General features: G+C 56.8%; 15 protein-coding genes. 9 read left to right on the plus strand and 6 right to left on the minus strand.

Annotation, left to right across the window (positions count from 1 at the left end; translation table 11 throughout):
• Positions 1–4: 4 nt before the first annotated feature.
• The 3 genes from JC200_RS11400 to JC200_RS11410 all read right to left on the minus strand — a co-directional run bounded on the left by JC200_RS11400 (position 5) and on the right by JC200_RS11410 (position 1,051).
• On the minus strand, positions 5–373 hold the full coding sequence (locus JC200_RS11400; protein WP_274436369.1) for a hypothetical protein: 369 nt from the start codon (positions 371–373) through the stop codon (positions 5–7).
• Complete coding sequence (locus JC200_RS11405; RefSeq protein ID WP_274436370.1) at positions 370–543, minus strand: hypothetical protein; 174 nt, start codon at positions 541–543, stop codon at positions 370–372. The genes JC200_RS11400 and JC200_RS11405 overlap by 4 nt, the downstream gene beginning before the upstream one ends.
• Positions 544–625: 82 nt before the next feature.
• On the minus strand, positions 626–1,051 hold the full coding sequence (locus JC200_RS11410) for a hypothetical protein (RefSeq protein WP_274436371.1): 426 nt from the start codon (positions 1,049–1,051) through the stop codon (positions 626–628).
• Positions 1,052–1,708: 657 nt separating this feature from the next.
• Here JC200_RS11410 and JC200_RS11415 point away from each other — a divergent pair.
• The 5 genes from JC200_RS11415 (at position 1,709) to JC200_RS11435 (ending at position 7,744) form a co-directional block, all read left to right on the plus strand.
• Complete coding sequence (locus tag JC200_RS11415; RefSeq protein WP_274436372.1) at positions 1,709–2,770, plus strand: hypothetical protein; 1,062 nt, start codon at positions 1,709–1,711, stop codon at positions 2,768–2,770.
• A 321-nt stretch (positions 2,771–3,091) separates the two neighbouring features.
• Positions 3,092–4,687 carry a DNA polymerase gene (locus tag JC200_RS11420; protein WP_274436373.1) on the plus strand — a complete coding sequence of 532 codons (1,596 nt, stop codon included), beginning with the start codon at positions 3,092–3,094 and terminating at the stop codon, positions 4,685–4,687.
• Positions 4,688–4,739: 52 nt separating this feature from the next.
• Complete coding sequence (locus JC200_RS11425) at positions 4,740–5,342, plus strand: hypothetical protein (protein ID WP_274436374.1); 603 nt, start codon at positions 4,740–4,742, stop codon at positions 5,340–5,342.
• Positions 5,339–7,093: a DNA primase family protein gene (locus JC200_RS11430; protein ID WP_274436375.1), complete on the plus strand. Its 1,755-nt coding sequence runs from the start codon at positions 5,339–5,341 to the stop codon at positions 7,091–7,093. Before JC200_RS11425 ends, JC200_RS11430 begins: the two co-directional genes overlap by 4 nt.
• Positions 7,094–7,252: 159 nt before the next feature.
• The gene (locus JC200_RS11435; protein WP_274436376.1) at positions 7,253–7,744 is read left to right on the plus strand and encodes a hypothetical protein; all 492 of its coding nucleotides are present in this window, start codon (positions 7,253–7,255) and stop codon (positions 7,742–7,744) included.
• Positions 7,745–8,116: 372 nt separating this feature from the next.
• Here JC200_RS11435 and JC200_RS11440 read toward each other — a convergent pair whose 3' ends face one another.
• Both JC200_RS11440 and JC200_RS11445 read right to left on the minus strand, forming a co-directional pair.
• The gene (locus JC200_RS11440) at positions 8,117–8,320 is read right to left on the minus strand and encodes a hypothetical protein (protein ID WP_274436377.1); all 204 of its coding nucleotides are present in this window, start codon (positions 8,318–8,320) and stop codon (positions 8,117–8,119) included.
• 55 nt (positions 8,321–8,375) lie between these two features.
• The gene (locus JC200_RS11445; RefSeq protein ID WP_274436378.1) at positions 8,376–8,888 is read right to left on the minus strand and encodes a DUF4352 domain-containing protein; all 513 of its coding nucleotides are present in this window, start codon (positions 8,886–8,888) and stop codon (positions 8,376–8,378) included.
• 170 nt (positions 8,889–9,058) lie between these two features.
• Here JC200_RS11445 and JC200_RS11450 point away from each other — a divergent pair, with 170 nt between their 5' ends.
• Positions 9,059–9,403: a helix-turn-helix domain-containing protein gene (locus tag JC200_RS11450; protein ID WP_274436379.1), complete on the plus strand. Its 345-nt coding sequence runs from the start codon at positions 9,059–9,061 to the stop codon at positions 9,401–9,403.
• A 250-nt stretch (positions 9,404–9,653) separates the two neighbouring features.
• Here the strand turns inward: JC200_RS11450 and JC200_RS11455 are convergent, their stop codons facing one another.
• A complete protein-coding gene (locus tag JC200_RS11455) occupies positions 9,654–10,178 on the minus strand; it encodes a hypothetical protein (RefSeq protein WP_274436380.1) in 525 nt (174 codons plus the stop codon).
• Between the two features lie 352 nt (positions 10,179–10,530).
• On the opposite strand from JC200_RS11455, the gene JC200_RS11460 reads away from it, so the two are divergent.
• Genes JC200_RS11460 through JC200_RS11470 form a run of 3 tightly spaced genes read left to right on the plus strand, consistent with a single transcriptional unit; the run spans position 10,531 to position 16,699 of the window.
• Positions 10,531–12,273, plus strand: coding sequence for a type I restriction-modification system subunit M (locus tag JC200_RS11460; RefSeq protein ID WP_274436381.1), 1,743 nt, complete (start codon positions 10,531–10,533; stop codon positions 12,271–12,273).
• Complete coding sequence (locus JC200_RS11465) at positions 12,270–13,583, plus strand: restriction endonuclease subunit S (protein WP_274436382.1); 1,314 nt, start codon at positions 12,270–12,272, stop codon at positions 13,581–13,583. Before JC200_RS11460 ends, JC200_RS11465 begins: the two co-directional genes overlap by 4 nt.
• Positions 13,580–16,699 (plus strand): type I restriction endonuclease subunit R, encoded by a 3,120-nt coding sequence (locus JC200_RS11470; protein WP_274436383.1) that lies wholly within the window; start codon positions 13,580–13,582, stop codon positions 16,697–16,699. The genes JC200_RS11465 and JC200_RS11470 overlap by 4 nt, the downstream gene beginning before the upstream one ends.
• Positions 16,700–17,137 lie beyond the last annotated feature (438 nt).

Genomic DNA, 17,137 nt, shown 5'->3' on the forward strand with positions numbered 1-17,137 from the left:
TCTCTTACGATTCGAGGTAGGGCGTGATCCACCCGTCCACTGCGGGGTGGGCGCCTGCTAGCGTGAAGACGGTGTCCAGGTTGTCGTTGTCGAACATGACGACGAACCGGAGCAGGGGCGGGTCGGACGTTCGGTCAAGCTCTCCCCACTCGGGAAAGCCCTCGGCCAGGTAGCGCAGGACGTCGGATTCCTCGTCGGCCGGTTCCAGAACAACGAGGTCCCCGCCGTCAAGAAAGAACTCTTGGTCGGCCCCGGACACGTGCAGAGCCTCACGGAGTTCCTCGAATCGGACCTCTACAGCTTCCACAAGCGCACGCGGGGAGGCGGACGAGTACAATTTGCCGAGGTCGGCCCGGCATCGGATGCGGATCACCGGGGAATCCTCCGTGAGGGTTGCGCCGCCCGCTCGCGCCACGTAGACGGGCGCCGCGGTGCGGTTGTCTTGCGTACGGCCCAAATAAACAGCAGACCGACCGGAACCGCGAACAGCGCAAACAAGCCGATGAGTACAAGCAAGAACAGGAATCCCATGAATTCGGCCATGTGCAGATACCTCCTTTGAATGAAAAGCAAGAACCCAACACCTCGATTGAGGTGTTGGGTTCACTGGAGCCTGGGGAACGGGTCACTTGCCGAAGTTCTTGTCGAGGTAGTTCTTGAGTGCCGCATTGTGAACGTGGGTCAGACTGTGTACTTCGCCCGACGCATGCAGCTCTCGCAACCTTTCATTGACCGGTTTCTCCAGATAGAGCGTCACACGGTCGTAGCGCTCTTCAAACCGCAGGCGACGCTTGGTGGTCGGTCTGTCTGCAGATTGTGCCGGAGCGGCGGAGACTGTGGAGGCGGCTACGGCAGGGCCCTGCGACGCGATTGGGCGGACGGTACCAGGTGGTCTTGTTTGCTGAGCGTTTCCTTCCCTGTCCATCGAAGCGCTAGGCTCCGTCGAAGGGCTTTTTCCCCGGCCCGCGCCAGGCGTCACCTTGCGGGCACGTACTTGCCTTTCTGTCGACTGCTGGTAAGGATGAGCGTTGTGCTGCGGTGAGTCCTCCACGTGAAACATCTCCCCAACGTCATGAGTACGTGTCATCCGCGTAGACGTCACGTCAATGAGTTGTTTCGTAAACGGAGTGAGGAGATGTCAGCAGTTGGACCTGCGAGGAGTCGTCGAGCTTGGCGCTACGGAGACGGCCTCGTGTTGGTGGGAGCTCATCAAGTTAACTAGCTCTGAGGACGAGTGCCCTTGCCCATCGCGTGAAGAATGATGGTCAGTACCGCGATGACAATCTCGATGACAGCCTGAGTCATTGTAGACCTCCTTTGTAGATGCTGAATGCACATAATCTGGTAAATAATGTATGTCTGAAACTTGCGACGGCGCAGTTCCCAGCAAAGACCAGAAGGAACTTCAGAGGATTTTGGGGGGAATGGGGGCAGAGGGGGCAGGGGGCAGACGGTTTGAAAAACCACCTCCGTCAGAAGGCGCTGCGGAGCCGTCCCCGCACACCGACCGGTAGTGCGGGTTCCGTGTGCACGGCAAAGTTCAGAAGGCTCTGCCCCCAGCCCCTCTGCCCCTCCCTCACGTTCTTCCCCCAGGAACCAAGAGAGGGGGTGCAAAGGACTTGCGCGATTGAATTTGCCCTGATAAAGTCGGGAGACGTACGATAGGTTGTGGCAAAGATTATGTGTCTCCGTGTGAGGTGGGATTCCGGTGATTTCACAGGTTGTGGACGTGGTCGTGGATGAATTGGCGGATAGCCTCGTTGGGGACGAGTTCCACATTGGGTTAGAAGCCGTCAAACGATTTGCGCTGTTCTGGTTGGTAGTTGAACGAGAACAAGCTCGCCAAGACTCGGACAAGATAAGCATTTACGAGTATGCGAAGCAGGCCCGCCCCAAGAACAAGCTTGCTGACGAATTTGAAGAAGCAGACTGGGTCAGATATTACGAGCGGACGCTGGACCACTTTAATTCACTAAATCTCGAACAGAAAGTCCGCCTGCGCCTGCGACAACAGCAGGAAGCAGCGTACAGGGCAGCTAAAAGTGCGCAGGACAAGGAGCTTAAGGGGAATACTGGGCGCTATCAGGGCAATAGCCTTTTCCCATATCAGAAGGACGAGTTCTCGATACTGGACGGAATAAAGGACGGAGGATTTGACAAGGCTATCGAGACCACATATAAACGGCTGGTAAGCGAGAAAGGTTATTTGCGGAAAATGAACTTCAAAGAGTACCGTGCCTTTGTCGATGTGCTCGCCGATGGTATAGAGCGCTCTAGTGAAGCGCATAAAAACATTAGTTATTACAAGTTGGAGAAACGGCTAGGTTTTCAAGCGATGAAGAGCGTGTTGAAGGCACTCCACGAGTCGAACGAGTTCGGCAATGGAACGCAAGAGGCTGCCTGCTCTGACCTCATGCTGGTGCTGAAGTTGCCCTTGCTGTCGGAACGACAGCAGTACGCCGAAATCTATCCGGGCCTAAGCGAATCCGAAAAAGTGAGATGGAGAATCGAAGTTGACGGGTTATTACGTTTTACGGGCTATTGCTGCCAGGCACTTGCAGGGCTTCTGTCGGGGGGCGATGAGGGTCACAACAGAATCGCCCTTGATGAAGCGGACTGGGATGCGTTTAGCCGTCTCTACACGCCCAATACGTTCTCGAACGATTACCTTCTAAAGCGAGATTTTTACGCTTCGGACTTCGACACATTCATGCAAGCGCTGGACAAGCACAATATGCTGGAGTTCTCCACGATGACAAACCCTCGCTAGAACCGGAGAGAGTTACTCTTCGACAGACCACGGCATGAGAGAGAGTGCATGCCGTTCCGTGAAACATACGTATTCTTCCCAAGGGGCTTACCGCCCGAAATCCTCTACAATTCTAGGCGTGGGACAGGCTAAGTCATTCCAGCGGTATACCGATAACGGGACACAGGAGGTGGCATGCGAGAAGTCCGCCTCACTCGAAATACCCGGATCTCTCCCAAGGGATTCAAATCGTGAAAGCGCCTAGACTCTGGCTAAGGGATTGATAGAGCTAAGCGAAGTCACTCCCTACGTACATTGAAAACTGAACAAAGGAGGTGGGCCATGCGGGTAGTGTACGCTGTTGACCTTGAGACCACGAGCCTGTCGCCGGATGAAGGGGATATAAGGCTTGTGGCAGTGACAGGCGCAGACGGCAGCAGGGTCACGAGCAACGTAAGGGATGTCGAGACAATACTACGGGACCCGTCCGTGCTCAAGGTGTTTCACAACTCGCTGTTCGACGCGTACTGGCTCCGGCGCAAGAAGTTCGAGGTAAGAAACTTTGCCGACACGATGGTCCTGTCCCAGGTCCTGCACGGTGACGTGAAGGCTGGCAACAAACTCGTAGACCTAGCGAAACAGTACCTAGGTCTCGAGCTCAACAAGGAGTTGCAGTCGGCCGAAAACTGGCTGGGCGAGCTAACCGATCAGCACGTGGCGTACGCTACGGCGGACAGCGAAGCAACCTATCGGCTCTATCCGATATTAATGGACCGGATAAGAGAGAGGGGGCTGGAAGCTGTGGCAGAGCGCGAGACGCGGGCGCTGACAGCTCTCATAAGGATGCAGTCAGACGGCATTCTCTTCGATTATGAGGGGTGGACGTCTGAACTGGACAGGTATGTAGCCAGCGCCCAGGCATTGCAGGAGGACATTCGTGCCAAACTCGAGTGCCCGGAACTCAATCTTGGCTCGTCCGTGCAGTTGAAGAGTGCACTGCTCAGTGTCGGTGTGAATGTGTCGAGCACTAAGCAAGAAGAGCTGGCGAAGTTCGGCTATGCCTCTCCCGTCGTGGAGATGGTGCTACGGCACAAGAAGGCACTCAAGATTCTGTCTGCGTACGGGGACAAACTGCTTAGGAGGATCGGTTCGGATGGCCGTCTCAGAGGAGACTGGCGGCTGCTCGGCACGGTCACTGGGCGGTCTACTTGCTCCAATCCGAACCTGCAGGGGTTGCCCAAGACCGCAAAGCGGTTCTGTGTTGCGGAGCCCGGGTGGTCCATTGTGACGGCCGACTTCTCTCAGATCGAGTTGCGGGTGCTGGCTGAACTGTCCGGAGACCCTGAGATGCTTCAAAGCTTTCGGGATGGGAAGGATTTGCACCGCAAGACCGCTGCAAAAGTGTTTGCAAAATCTGAGGAAGATGTGACGGACCGAGAGCGCCAGGCTGGCAAGGTCATTAACTTCGGACTCGTCTACGGGATGACTGCGTTCGGACTGCGAAACAAGCTTAGCGCCCAGGAAGGCCTGTCGATTACGCTTGAACAGGCCGAGCGGTTCAGAAACGACTACTTTGAGCTGTACCCCGGCGTGCTACGGTTTCAGGACACCATGCTTCGGTCCTCGAGGGTTAAGTCGCTCGGCGGAAGGCATTGGGATTCAAAGGCCCTGAAGGAAATCATGCGCTTCAACTATCCGATCCAATCGACAGCCGCGGAAGGCTTCAAAGAATCGCTGATCCTCCTTAACGATCGAATGCCCGGACACTGGAGGCTCATCGCAGCAATCCACGACGAGTTAGTAGTTGAGGTTCCGGAGCAAGAGGTGGAGAGGGCGGAGCAGTTGCTGCAAGATTGTATGACCACGGGGATGGGCTGCCTCGTCACAGGCGTGCCCATCGAGGTGGACGTCAACGCGGGGGCCCATTGGATAAAGTGAGTATACCACGCGGCTAAGACCTTGATGAACCAACAGGAGGGAAACTAGACACATGACAACGGGAATGGATTCTACCCTTGACAATAACGAAGGGGTTCAAAGCAACCCCGGGAATTCCGGCAGTACGGCCAGTTCCTCAGGCAGAGAACAGGCCGCAAATCTTGCCATGTCTCCCGCAACGGCGCCGTCACCTTCACCAGTTCCTCATACGGCACCAGACCAATCGGATACACAAACGGGAGATTCAAGCGACATGATATTGGACTTCACGTACAAGACTTCGATGCCGGCAGGTGACTTCCTGTTTTCCGACACGGATGTGCAGATCCACCGAAACCAGTCCACGCGTTACGGGATCCGACACCAAGTCGTGGTCACGTTTCATGTGGAGCTTCCGACGGGAACTTTGCTCGTGGACCGCAAATTCATGGCCTCCAAGAGCTCGGTTTCCCAATTCTATCGCTTCGTAGTGCAGATGCTTGGGCGGGCCGTGGGAAAGACGTTTGACTGCTGTGAGCTTGCGGGGATGACCGGGATGCTGCGGATCGTCCACAATACCAGCGATGAGGGCGATACCTACGCCAACGTCGAGCAAGTCTGGAACTGCTCGCGGAAGGGGACCCGCCCCTTGCCACCTGACGAGAAATTGCAATGATGAATCGCATGGACGTGAAGACGGACCAAATTGCGTTTAAGGACGAAGCCGTCCCGATAGGGCAGCTAGTGTCCAAACGTGGTTTTGGGGCTCTCGACAAAGCGATCCAGAACAGCCCGTACTTCAATTGGGTGATATCCAACCCAGAGGCGCTGACCAGCGAGCACTTAAGCTCGCTGGCGGCCAACCTTTCGAACATGGGGCTTGCCGGCAAAAAGCTGTTTGACGGAATATTGGCATCTGCAAGGCCGGGGCACGAACAAGAGAGCCGTGCGCTGTTCGATGAAGCTGCGAAGGCAAAAAAGCGCGTTACCTATGAGGCACTCAGTGCACAAGGCTACCCTTTGCGAGGCGAGGCCCCTCAGTCTAATCCGGTGGATGAGACGCTTCGGGTGCGCAGGGAACTTGAGCTAACTGAACGGGGGTTCGTTCCTAACGCAAAGAATCTGCCTATTCTCAACCACGACTTCTTCGTCACGTACCTCTTTACTCGGGCTGTCATTGTCGAGTGTGGCGGGGCCTACTACATCTATGATTCGGCTGGTTTCTTCCGTGAGATTTCAGCAAGGAAGATCAAAAAATTGGCCCGTATAGTGCTTCACGAGGTCTGGCCTAACCTGTGGGACCGCAAGCTCGGCGAGGAGATTATGGAGGCCTTCAGCCTGCAAGTGCCGCAATTTCCGGGAATGGATGTTCGTCGCGATACCGTTAACTTGACCAACTTAACGCTGAATCCACTGACAGGGGAGACAATGGGCCATTCGCCAGCTCACCTGTCGACCGTACAGCTCGGCTTCGCATACGATGCGGACGCCCAGTGCCCGACGTTCGACAAGTTCCTGAACGATATAATGCTCGACGATCGGGAACTGATAATGCTGGTCCAGGAGATCATGGGGTACCTCCTTACGTGCGATGTGAGAATGCAGAAGGCGTTCTTCTTTTACGGAGAGGGATCGAATGGAAAGAGCGTGCTGGCGGAAGTGATACGGCACCTCTGCGGGTTGCGCAACGTGTCCAATACACCGCTCAAGAGGCTTGAGGGTAGATTCGGAATGCAGAACTTGCCCGACAAGATGGTCAATATCTCCACGGAGAACGAGTTGAATGGTCGGGAGATTAGTACAGAGGCGTTTAAGTCCATCGTCGGGGGCGACGCGGTGGACATCGAGCGCAAGTTCATGGGGTCGCACAGCACAAAGCTGTTCGTTAGGCTGGTTGTGCTGATGAACACTCTTCCGCACACGAGGGACCTCAGTCACGGGTACTTCCGACGGATACAGTTTGTCCCCTTCCGGCGGACCTTTCGGGAATGCGAAGCCGACAAGGTCTTGCTGGAAAAGCTGCTCACGGAGCTACCGGGTATCCTGAATTTCGCACTGGAGGGCCTGCACAGGCTGGCCACCAACGACTACACGTTGACAGAGGCCAGGGCGGCACGGGAAGTCCACGCAGCGTACCAGGAGGACCAGAATCCGTTCCTCGATTTCTGCCGCGACGCGTTGGTGCCTGACAGCAAGTTCGCGATTAGCCGCGCAGACATGCAGAAGGTGTTTTCTACGTGGTGCGTGGCCAACGGACTCAATGACTGGGCAGGCCTGCAGTCGCAGCGCTTTTGGGCTCTATTTCGCACAGCTGCTGCCCGGTCCGGGCTCGTCCTAGACGACAAGAAGGTGCGTGGGGTGAGGCACGTGGCCGGCGTTAGAGTGACTTTCGACATGCCCGATAACAACATGATCCTGGACCTCTAAGCCGTGGAAAGCAACAGTGCTTTTGGGGGGGGAGGCACTCGGGGCCAACTCAAGACGCAGAGGCCAACCCCGTCTCCCCTGGGCTTTGCCACCTGCCACCGTGCCACCTCATGCGGCTCACTAAAAGCAAACAAAAAAAGACTAAGGGAGAGATGGATGTTGAACAACAACTCAAGCAACGCAGTGAATAGCGGGACACAGGGCGCTTACGCCGACCTCAAGCTCCAGAAGCTCAAGAGCAAGCAACGCCGGGGCGGAGGTCCCCGCAAGCCTGCCGTCTTGTCAATCGTGAGTGCGGGGAGGTGCGGCCACCGGTTCTCCACAGCTTCTAAAGTGATTGAGGGCATCGGGAACCCGAAAAGGGTCTACTTGGAGATAACCGAGAATGCCCTTGCGATCCGCACATGCAGTGATCCCGAGGACGGGTTTGAGCTCCGAACGGATGGCAAAAGGTACTTCGTGTACTCTAAGGATGCCGTGGAGGAGGTCACTGAAGCGCTGGGCCTAGACTTCAAAGGTCGCACCAGCCTGTCGTTTAGCGAAGTGGTGTTCGTCAACGACGGGGATGACGTTGTGGCCCTAATATCGATTTCCGGCGTTAGTCAGGCAGAGCTTGGTGGAGACCATTCCAGGGGCGATTTGGTGAAGTAAGCAACGGGGGTAGTCCGAAGTCTGGCAGCCCTAAGGTCGCGACGAAAGTGGAAAAACCGAGAACGCGTCGCTGGTTTGCCCAGCGGCGCGCTTTTTCTGCTGGGGTATGGTACTCAAATCTGTTCGTACGTTTTGGTCTCACGTCCAGCCGGGACCGCAGTGGGGCTCGTGGGCCCCGCAATGACCAGTCACTCACGACAAGGGGGGCAAAAGGCAGTCGGCTCCCCCAGCTAGGTTTGGTATTAAAAAGTTTTACCACCGTCCGGACTGTTCGGCGGGGGGTAAGTGTGTTGAAAAAGAGCCACATCGTAAATGTGTGGCTCAAAGCGCTGTATGAGTGTACATGGGTTCATTCGTGTGGCCTTCCTTGGGCTACACAGTCTGGTTCGGTTCCGCGGGCGCCTTCTTTACCTTTGGCTTCATCGCGCTCAGTATGATTGTCCAGAGGAACACGAGCCCGCCAGTAACGACGGAGAGAATCCCCCACAACCAAACGTTTCGGTTCTTCTTCCTTGCGAGTCGGACATTGAGGACAATGAGCACAAGCCAAGCCAGGATTGACAATGCGACAGCCACGTTTCTCCACTCCTATTCACGATCGTATTTTGATGGGGACTTGACAATTGCCTTTCTATTTGGCCGATTTGGAGGCAACCGGCAGGGCCTCGAACTTCTGCCCGGCCAGGTCGGTCTGGAGCATCACAACCCCGCTCTTTTGCGAAGTAGGCACCTCGAAACCGACGACGCCAGTCACCGTCCCCCCGGGAGCGAGGGTGCCAGTCTGAAGTGCGCCGCTCACGGTCAGCATCTCTGTGGACACGTTCACCATGTTTCCGCTGGGGTCTTTGAGCTCGAAGTACATGGGGTTGTAGCTGTAGTCCGACTGCCCCTTGTTCGTGAGGGTGACCTTTGCCGCAACGTACATCGTCCCAGGGGCGGGAGGAAGCATGTCGCGCGTGGGCTGGTAGACGGAGATGCTGTCCACGACCCCCCGAACCGACTGGCCCGGATTCAGCGCCTGCTTGATGGAGGACTGGCCCACAGATGTGCCCGTCGCGGTGACTGCAGTGCCGCAGCCGCCGACCGCCAAAGTCGCAGCCATGAACGTCATAGAAGCCCAAAATGTTCTGTTTCTTACAGTCAAACTGTTCCCCCCTGATGGTTTGCGCGTGGTTTGCCAGTGCGAAAACCACACTAAAAGGATGATGGTTCGCACAAATGACATCTAAAGATTCTACGCAGAGACAAAAACACCTCTTTAGTGTGTTCATGCCGAAATTCCACCTCCTATAAGCTTGATCCGAGGTGGTCACGATGTCGGAACTGTCCCAGAGGCTGGGCGAAAGGATACGGATCTTGCGGAAGCAACGCGGGCTCAGCCAGGAGAAGCTCGGAGAACAGGCGGGATTACATACCAACTACATCGGGCAGATGGAGCGCGGCGAGAAGAACCTGACCATCGGGACCCTTGAGAAGGTTGCTTCGGGGCTTGGAGTGTCGCTGGAGGAAGTGTTCCGGTACGTTGACCCCGCTGTGGGCGAGGACAAGATTTCCGAGATCACTCACCTACTTTCGGTACGGCCTTCCGAGGATCATGAGATGGTGCTGCGGGTCATCACCGCCATACTTGAATGGGAGCAGTCGAAGAAGCATTTCTAAGTTGCGGTCATATTGCCGGAATGCACCTACAGTCGCCACATTCCGTTGAAGGATTGAACCCGAGTTACGGGTAGGGTGCCAAGCATGGTCCTTTGCCGAGCCTCGTGTCCGTCATCTCCCGCAGGCGTGCGTTGATCAGGTGCGCCACAAACCCCTCACTGCCTAGCCCCGGGGTCGAACCGTTGCCTCACCTTCGCGCATGGCACTGGGGATGCGGCACAAGTTGGGTAGTTGCATCTGCTGTCTCTGTTCAGAAGGGCAGGTCATCTGCCGAGATGACCAGGTCTTCGTCTTCCGCGATTCTGTCGCTCCGGAAGAAGCGAAAGGTGTAGTACCCCGGGCAGTCTTCGGTTGGCTCGGTCCAGTCCGTCACCTCCGCCCTATCGAAGTAACGGCCCATCTCCATACCGAGTCGCGCCTCTTCAAGCCACGGGTACGGCGGGTAGGAGAGGCATACTGCGATCGTTCGGGAACTCTCGCTACCTTCGTTGAAGTCGACAAGGGCGGATGGGAGGGGCGGCAGAAGGCCGCACAAGGCCTCATGCCCGCGGTTTCCGAGCATGGCCCGGGCATCCCCGGGGTCCGGGGCCCCGCCGCTGTAGAACAGCAGCAGAGGCCTCGCGGTGTTGTTTGACTCGTCTGCCATCCATCCGTCGTCGTCCGGCAGTAGCAGCAGTTCCACGCCGTCGAAGTCGCGGTGGCGCATTCCAATCAGGAGCGCGTCCCCAGGCTCGTCGGCGTCGCTTACCTCGTAGATCGACCAGTCTTCTCTCATGTTGGCTCACCTCGGTTTGTTTGATGGCACAGCAAAGGGGACTCGGCAACGTTGCCGAGTCCCCGTGTGTCGGTAATCCTGGGTTGAGTGCGGAATGGACGGGCTAAGTCTCTACTCCCCGAGTTTTCGCCAGAGCGCATCGTCGACACGGTCACCGCCAGCTTGGCGGAACTGCCTGCGAGCATAATCCGCGGCGGGACATTGTGGCTATAGAGGGAATGTTCCGCATCGTCCGCAGGGCAGTAGGGATACTCAATCGGCGATTCCTAGCTTCTCCAGAATCTAGTGACGAATTCGGTTGGGGTGGTACAATGGTGAAAAATGTCGCCAGCGTACACGAGGAGTGCATCCCATGAGCCAGCAGAACTTATCGTCTTTCATATGGTCCGTCGCCGACCTTCTTCGCGGCGACTACAAGCAGGCTGACTACGGCAAGGTCATTTTGCCATTCACGGTGCTGCGCCGTCTGGACTGCGTGCTGCGCGAGACGAAGCCCGCGGTACTGTCGCAGTACGAGGAGAAGTCCAAACTCGGCATTAACCCGGAGCCGTTCATGCTGCGCGAGGCGAAATACGGGTTCTACAACACGTCGCAGCTCGACATGAAGCGGCTGATGGGCGACCAGGACCACATCCGCGAGAACCTCTACAGCTACATCCAGTCGTTTTCGCCCGAGGTGCGGGACATCTTCGAGAGCTTCGAGTTCCACACGCAGGTCGAGCGGCTGCACAAGGCGGGGCTGTTGTACCAGGTGACCGAGAAGTTCGCGAACATCGACCTGCATCCCGAGACAGTGGACAACCATCAGATGGGAACCATTTTCGAAGAGCTGATACGGAAATTTGCGGAATTGTCGAACGAGACGGCCGGTGACCACTTCACGCCGCGTGAAGTCATCCGCCTGATGGTCAACCTAGTGTTCATCGAGGACGACGAAGTGCTGTCCAAGCCCGGCGTGGTGCGCACGATTTATGACCCAGCGGCCGGCACGGGCGGGATGCTGTCGATTGCCGGCGAGTATCTGGACGAACACAACCCGGACGCGAGGCTCACGGTGTACGGGCAGGAGCTGAACCCGGAGTCGTACGCGATCTGCAAGGCTGACATGCTCATCAAAGGCCAGGACACCGCGAACATCGCGTTCGGCAACACGCTGTCCGACGACGGCCACACGGACCGACGGTTCGACTACATGCTGTCCAATCCGCCGTTCGGCGTTGACTGGAAGAAGGTCGAGGCGGAGGTGCGCCGCGAGCACGAGCAGAAGGGCTACAACGGGCGCTTCGGCCCCGGCCTGCCGCGGGTGTCGGACGGGGCGATGCTGTTCTTACTGCACCTCATTTCCAAGATGCGCCCGGCCAGCGAAGGTGGTAGCCGGTTCGGGATTGTCCTGAACGGCTCGCCGCTGTTCACGGGCGGGGCGGGCAGCGGTGAGAGCGAGATCCGCCGCTACGTGCTCGAGAACGACCTGCTGGAGGCCATCGTGGCGCTGCCGACGGACATGTTCTACAACACAGGTATCTCAACGTACGTCTGGGTAGTGTCGAACAGAAAGCCGGAATACCGCAAGGGCCTGGTGCAGTTGATTGATGCGAGCAGGTTCTGGCAGAAGATGCGCAAGTCGCTCGGCAGCAAGCGCAAGGAGTTGTCTGACGAGGACATTGCGGAGATCACGCGCGTATTCGGCGACTTCCGCGAAGTGGAGAAGGACGGTAAACCGATCAGCAAGATATTCCGAAACAGTGACTTCGGGTATCGGACGATCACGGTGGAGCGCCCGCTGCGTGACGAGCAAGGAAATGTGGTCATCGGAACGCGAGGGAAGCAGAAGGGTAAACCGCAACCAGACACGAGCCAGCGCGACACGGAGGATGTGCCGCTGAATGAGGAGGTAGAGGTCTACTTCAAGCGCGAGGTTCTGCCGCACGTGCCAGACGCTTGGATTGACCACGACAAGACAAAGGTCGGGTACGAAATTCCGTTCAACCGCCACTTCTATGTGTTTCAACCACCACGTTCGCTGGAGGAGATCGACGCAGACTTGATGGCTGTTGCAGAGCGTATCAAGGTCATGCTTGAGGAGCTGAAGGCATGAGTGGTTTGCGGAGATACGAGAAATACACAGCCAGCAATGTGGAATGGCTTGGTGAGGTGCCGGATCATTGGGGGGTTGGCATCGGAAAGAGGATATTCAGGCAAATCCGTGAGGCAAGTAAACCTGACGACGAGCAACTTTCGGCCACACAGCGTTACGGGGTAGTGCCCCAACAGCTGTTTATGGAATTAGAGGATCAGAAGGTGACACTTGCCCTTACTGGCCTCGGCAATTTCAAGCATGTCGAGAAAAATGACTTTGTGATCAGCTTGAGGAGTTTTCAAGGTGGAATAGAGATCAGTCGGTACGTTGGGTGTGTGAGTCCGGCGTACACGGTACTCAGAGCTGAAGGCATGATTGAAAGTAAGTACTGGGCCCTTCTGTTTAAGTCTGAGGCATACATCTCGGTTTTGCAATCGGCGACGGATGGGATTAGGGAAGGTAAAACTATCAGCTATGAACAGTTTGGACAGATTCCATTGCCTGTGCCGCCAATCGTTGAACAGCGGGCAATAGCGGCCTTCCTAAGCGGTGAAACGTCAAAAATTGACGCGTTGGTGCAAGAGCAAGAGCGTCTCATTGCCCTACTCAAAGAAAAGCGGCAGGCGGTCATCTCTCATGCTGTGACCAAGGGGCTTGACCGGAACGTTTCTATGAAGGATTCGGGCATCGAGTGGTTTGGTGAGGTACCGGAGCATTGGGCTGTTAAGGCGTTTCGGTATGTGGGGACTGTGAATGAAGGGCAAGTTAATCCACAGGACAGTGAGCACGCCTCTAAGGTGTTGGTTGCGCCCGACCACATCGAGAGTGGCACGGGCAAGTTATTGGCCCAAATTACTGCGGTTGAACAGGGCGCTGTCAGTGGGAAGTATGAGGTGTTGCCAGGACAGGTCATTTACTCGAAGATCCGTCCCGCACTTAATAAGGTATGCCTATCCGAAGGGCATTGGCTCTGCAGTGCTGACATGTATCCTATTACCCCGGCTGCTGGAATTCTCACTAAGTGGATGTGCTATTTCATGCTTAGCCACTCTTTTGTAGAGTACGTGTCTGTCACCTCCCAACGTGTTGCGATGCCCAAAGTTAACCGGGAAGAACTTAACACAGTCCCGTTCGTGATTCCGCCGACTGATGAACAAGAGATGATTATTGACGTTCTGGACAACGAGACCAGTCAGCTGGCAACGCTGATTTCAGAGGCGGAGCACGCCATACAGTTATTGAAAGAACGCCGTTCCGCTCTCATCTCTGCGGCGGTCACCGGCAAAATCGATGTACGCAAGTCGGTTGACGAGGTGGTTACCACGTGAGCGTCCATAAGGAAATGGAGTTCGAGACAGAGATCTGCGAATACCTCGGGAAATACGGGTGGCTCTATACAGTAGGCGACGCCCAGAGGTACGACCGCGTCCATGCGCTGTTCCCCGACGACGTGCTTGCCTGGGTACAAGACACCCAACCGAAGTCATGGGAAACATTAGTACAAAGTCAAGGTGCCGCTGCTTCCAGCGCCCTACTCGACCGACTGAGGAAACAATTGTACGACAGGGGCACACTTGACGTGATCCGCAACGGAATCGAGATGCTCGGACTGCGCCAGCCGTTGCAGCTCGCGCAGTTCAAACCTGCCCTTCCCATGAACGAGGGTCTCCAGGCGAAGTATGCCGCGAACCGTGTGCGCGTGGTGAGGCAAGTTCATTACTCCGAACACAGCGAAAACTCCATCGACCTCGTCCTGTTCTTGAACGGCATCCCCGTGGCCACTGTGGAACTGAAAACCGACTTCACACAGGGCGTGCAGGACGCAGTCGACCAATACCGCATTGACCGCCACCCGCACCCGAAGGGGCAATCGGAGGAGCCACTGCTCCAGTTTCCCTCGGGCGCGTTGGTGCACTTCGCGGTCAGCAATTCTGAGGTCCGCATGACCACGAAACTGCAGGGCGCGTCAACCGTGTTCTTGCCGTTCAACCAAGGCGACCACGGCGCTGCGGGCAATCCCGTGAACGAGAACGGTCACAAGACCGCATACCTGTGGGAACGGGTATGGCAGCGGGATAGTTGGTTGCAGATTATCGGCCGGTACCTCGTAACAACGCGGGACAACAAGAAGCAGATTCAGTCCGTCATTTTCCCCCGCTATCACCAACTCGACGCCACGCGCAAACTTGTCGACGCAGTCCTGCGTGACGGCCCGGGCGAAAAGTATCTCATCCAACACTCTGCAGGCTCAGGCAAAACCAATTCCATCGCCTGGACAGCACATTTTTTGGCGGACCTGCACGACGAAGAGGCGAGCAAGCTCTTCGACTCCGTGCTCGTGGTGAGCGACCGCACAGTGCTCGACGACCAACTGCAGGAGGCCATTTTCGACTTCCAGCGCACGACGGGCGTCGTCGCGACTATCAAGGGCGAGTCGCAGAGCAAGAGCGGTGAGCTTGCGGCGGCGCTTGCCGGCGGGAAAAAGATCGTGGTCTGCACCATCCAGACGTTTCCCTTCGCCCTACAAGCGGTGCAGGAACTCGCGGCAACGCAGGGCAAGCGGTTCGCCGTCATCGCGGACGAGGCGCACAGTTCGCAGACGGGCGAGGCGGCCTCCAAGCTGAAGCAGGTGCTGTCCGCCGAGGAACTGGCGGAGCTGGCCGACGGCGGGGGAGTGGACACGGAGGACCTGCTGGCCGTGCAGATGGCCGCGCGGGCCAGCCAAACAGGCGTGACGTACGTCGCCTTCACCGCCACACCGAAGGCGAAGACGATGGAACTGTTTGGGACGCGGCCCGATCCGTCGAGACCGGCTGGACCGGACAACAAGCCCACGCCGTTCCACGTGTACGGGATGCGGCAGGCCATTGAGGAAGGCTTCATCCTCGACGTTCTGAAAAACTTCACACCGTACAGCCTCGCGTTCCAGCTAGCGAGCGGCGACCAGCAGATTGACCAGAAGGAGGTCGAGCGCAGCGAGGCGCTGAAGGGCATTATGCGCTGGGTCCGGCTGCACCCGTACAACATCTCGCAGAAGGTACAAATCGTCGTCGAGCACTTCCGCGAGAACGTCGCGCCGCTACTGAGCGGTCACGCCAAGGCCATGGTCGTGGTGGGCAGTCGACTGGAAGCAGTTCGATGGAAGATCGCGATCGAAAAGTACATACGCGATAACAAGTACGGAATTGGCACCCTAGTGGCGTTCTCGGGCGAAGTGAACGACGGTGAGTCCGGGCCAGAAGCATTCACAGAGGCGAGCAAGGTTTTGAACCCCGACCTGCGCGGTCGCGACATGCGCGAGGCATTCGCCACTGAGGAATATCAGATTCTGCTTGTCGCGAACAAGTTCCAGACCGGGTTCGACCAGCCGCTCCTGTGCGGGATGTACGTGGACAAGCGGCTTGCAGGCGTGCAGGCGGTGCAGACGCTGTCCAGGCTGAACCGCGCGTACGACGGGCCGTTCGGGAAAAAGGACACGACATACATCCTCGATTTCGTGAACGATCCCGACGAAATCCTGGAGGCGTTCAAGCCCTACTATGAGACCGCCGAGCTGGCCGGAGTGACGCGACCGGAAATCGTGTACGACCTGCGCGCGAAGCTCGACGCGACCGGGTACTACGACGACAACGAGATCGATCGGGTGGTCGCGGCCGAGCTCAACCCGAAGTCAACGCAATCCCAACTGTATGCCGCGCTGGAGCCGGTGGCGGACCGACTCCTCAAACGCTTCAAAGAGGCGCGCTCGGCACGCGACGAGGCGCGGGAGAAATCGGACGCGAAGACGGCGCAGGAGATGCAGGACCGCATGAACGAGCTGGTCCTGTTCAAGCGCAATCTCGGCGCGTACCTGCGGGTGTACAGCTTCCTGTCGCAGATCTTCGATTACGGCAACACCGCCGTCGAGAAACGGTCGATTTTCTACAAACGCCTGCTTCCGCTGCTGGAGTTCGGGCGGGAGCGCGAGGGCGTGGACCTGTCGAAACTGGAGTTGACGCACCACAAGCTGACGGACAAGGGGAAGCGTGACATCCTGCTCACAGGAGGGGGGCAACTGCAGCCCTTCACGGAACCGGGCACTGGCGAAGTGCAGGACAAGGAGAAGACTCTGCTGGCGGAGATCATCGAACTGGTCAACGAACTCTTCGAAGGTGACCTGAGTGATGAGGACAAGCTGGTCTACGTGAACCACGTACTGAAGGGTAAGTTGCTGGAGTCCGACACTCTGGTGCAGCAGGCAGTGAACAACACGAAGGAGCAGTTCGCGAACAGCCCAGACCTATCCAACGAACTGCTGAACGCCATTATGGACGCCTTCGCAGCTCATACTGCCATGAGCACGCAGGCGTTGAACTCGGCAAGGGTTCAAAACACACTGAGAGACATCTTGCTCGGCCCGGCACGCCTGTATGAAGCGTTGAGGGAGCGTGGGGGCGCAAGTTAGGAGGTGGGAACTATTGGTGACATTGCGGCAGATCAATACCCTTGAAGAGTTCGTGAGGCCAAGTACACGCGCGGTGGGTACATCGTAATCGTCGATTCTACCGAAAGTAAAACACACATGCCAAGTTGTGCTGACGTCAACATTGCACACTTTCGTGAGAAGGTGGTCGATAATCTTGAAAGAAAAGGAGGCTATAAGTTCGTCGAAGACTTGGTCCTAGCAGCTGAAGAGTTTAAGGCGAAGAAATGCCTGAACTGTAGGCCAAAGTAGAGTTCTCAGCGTTCAGAAGTATGTCGCTAGGTTACACAGTGAACGGTTGACGAGGATATATGTGCCTGCGGTGCCCGTTTTTCATGAGATGTTCCATCCATACATTGCTTGAGTCATTTCGAAACCTCTAAGGATCAGGTCATAATGGTGAGAGGAAAATAGGGGGGG

Source organism: Alicyclobacillus sp. ALC3 (assembly GCF_028751195.1).
Classification (GTDB): domain Bacteria; phylum Bacillota; class Bacilli; order Alicyclobacillales; family Alicyclobacillaceae; genus Alicyclobacillus_L.

Bases quoted from the DNA above. Each gene is read 5' to 3' on its own strand.
- JC200_RS11405 (WP_274436370.1), bottom strand. From the start codon at position 543: ATGGCCGAATTCATGGGATTCCTGTTCTTGCTTGTACTCATCGGCTTG.
- JC200_RS11465 (WP_274436382.1), top strand. From the start codon at position 12,270: ATGAGTGGTTTGCGGAGATACGAGAAATACACAGCCAGCAATGTGGAA.
- JC200_RS11460 (WP_274436381.1), top strand. From the start codon at position 10,531: ATGAGCCAGCAGAACTTATCGTCTTTCATATGGTCCGTCGCCGACCTT.
- JC200_RS11455 (WP_274436380.1), bottom strand. From the start codon at position 10,178: ATGAGAGAAGACTGGTCGATCTACGAGGTAAGCGACGCCGACGAGCCT.
- JC200_RS11425 (WP_274436374.1), top strand. From the start codon at position 4,740: ATGACAACGGGAATGGATTCTACCCTTGACAATAACGAAGGGGTTCAA.
- JC200_RS11420 (WP_274436373.1), top strand. From the start codon at position 3,092: ATGCGGGTAGTGTACGCTGTTGACCTTGAGACCACGAGCCTGTCGCCG.
- JC200_RS11450 (WP_274436379.1), top strand. From the start codon at position 9,059: ATGTCGGAACTGTCCCAGAGGCTGGGCGAAAGGATACGGATCTTGCGG.
- JC200_RS11430 (WP_274436375.1), top strand. From the start codon at position 5,339: ATGATGAATCGCATGGACGTGAAGACGGACCAAATTGCGTTTAAGGAC.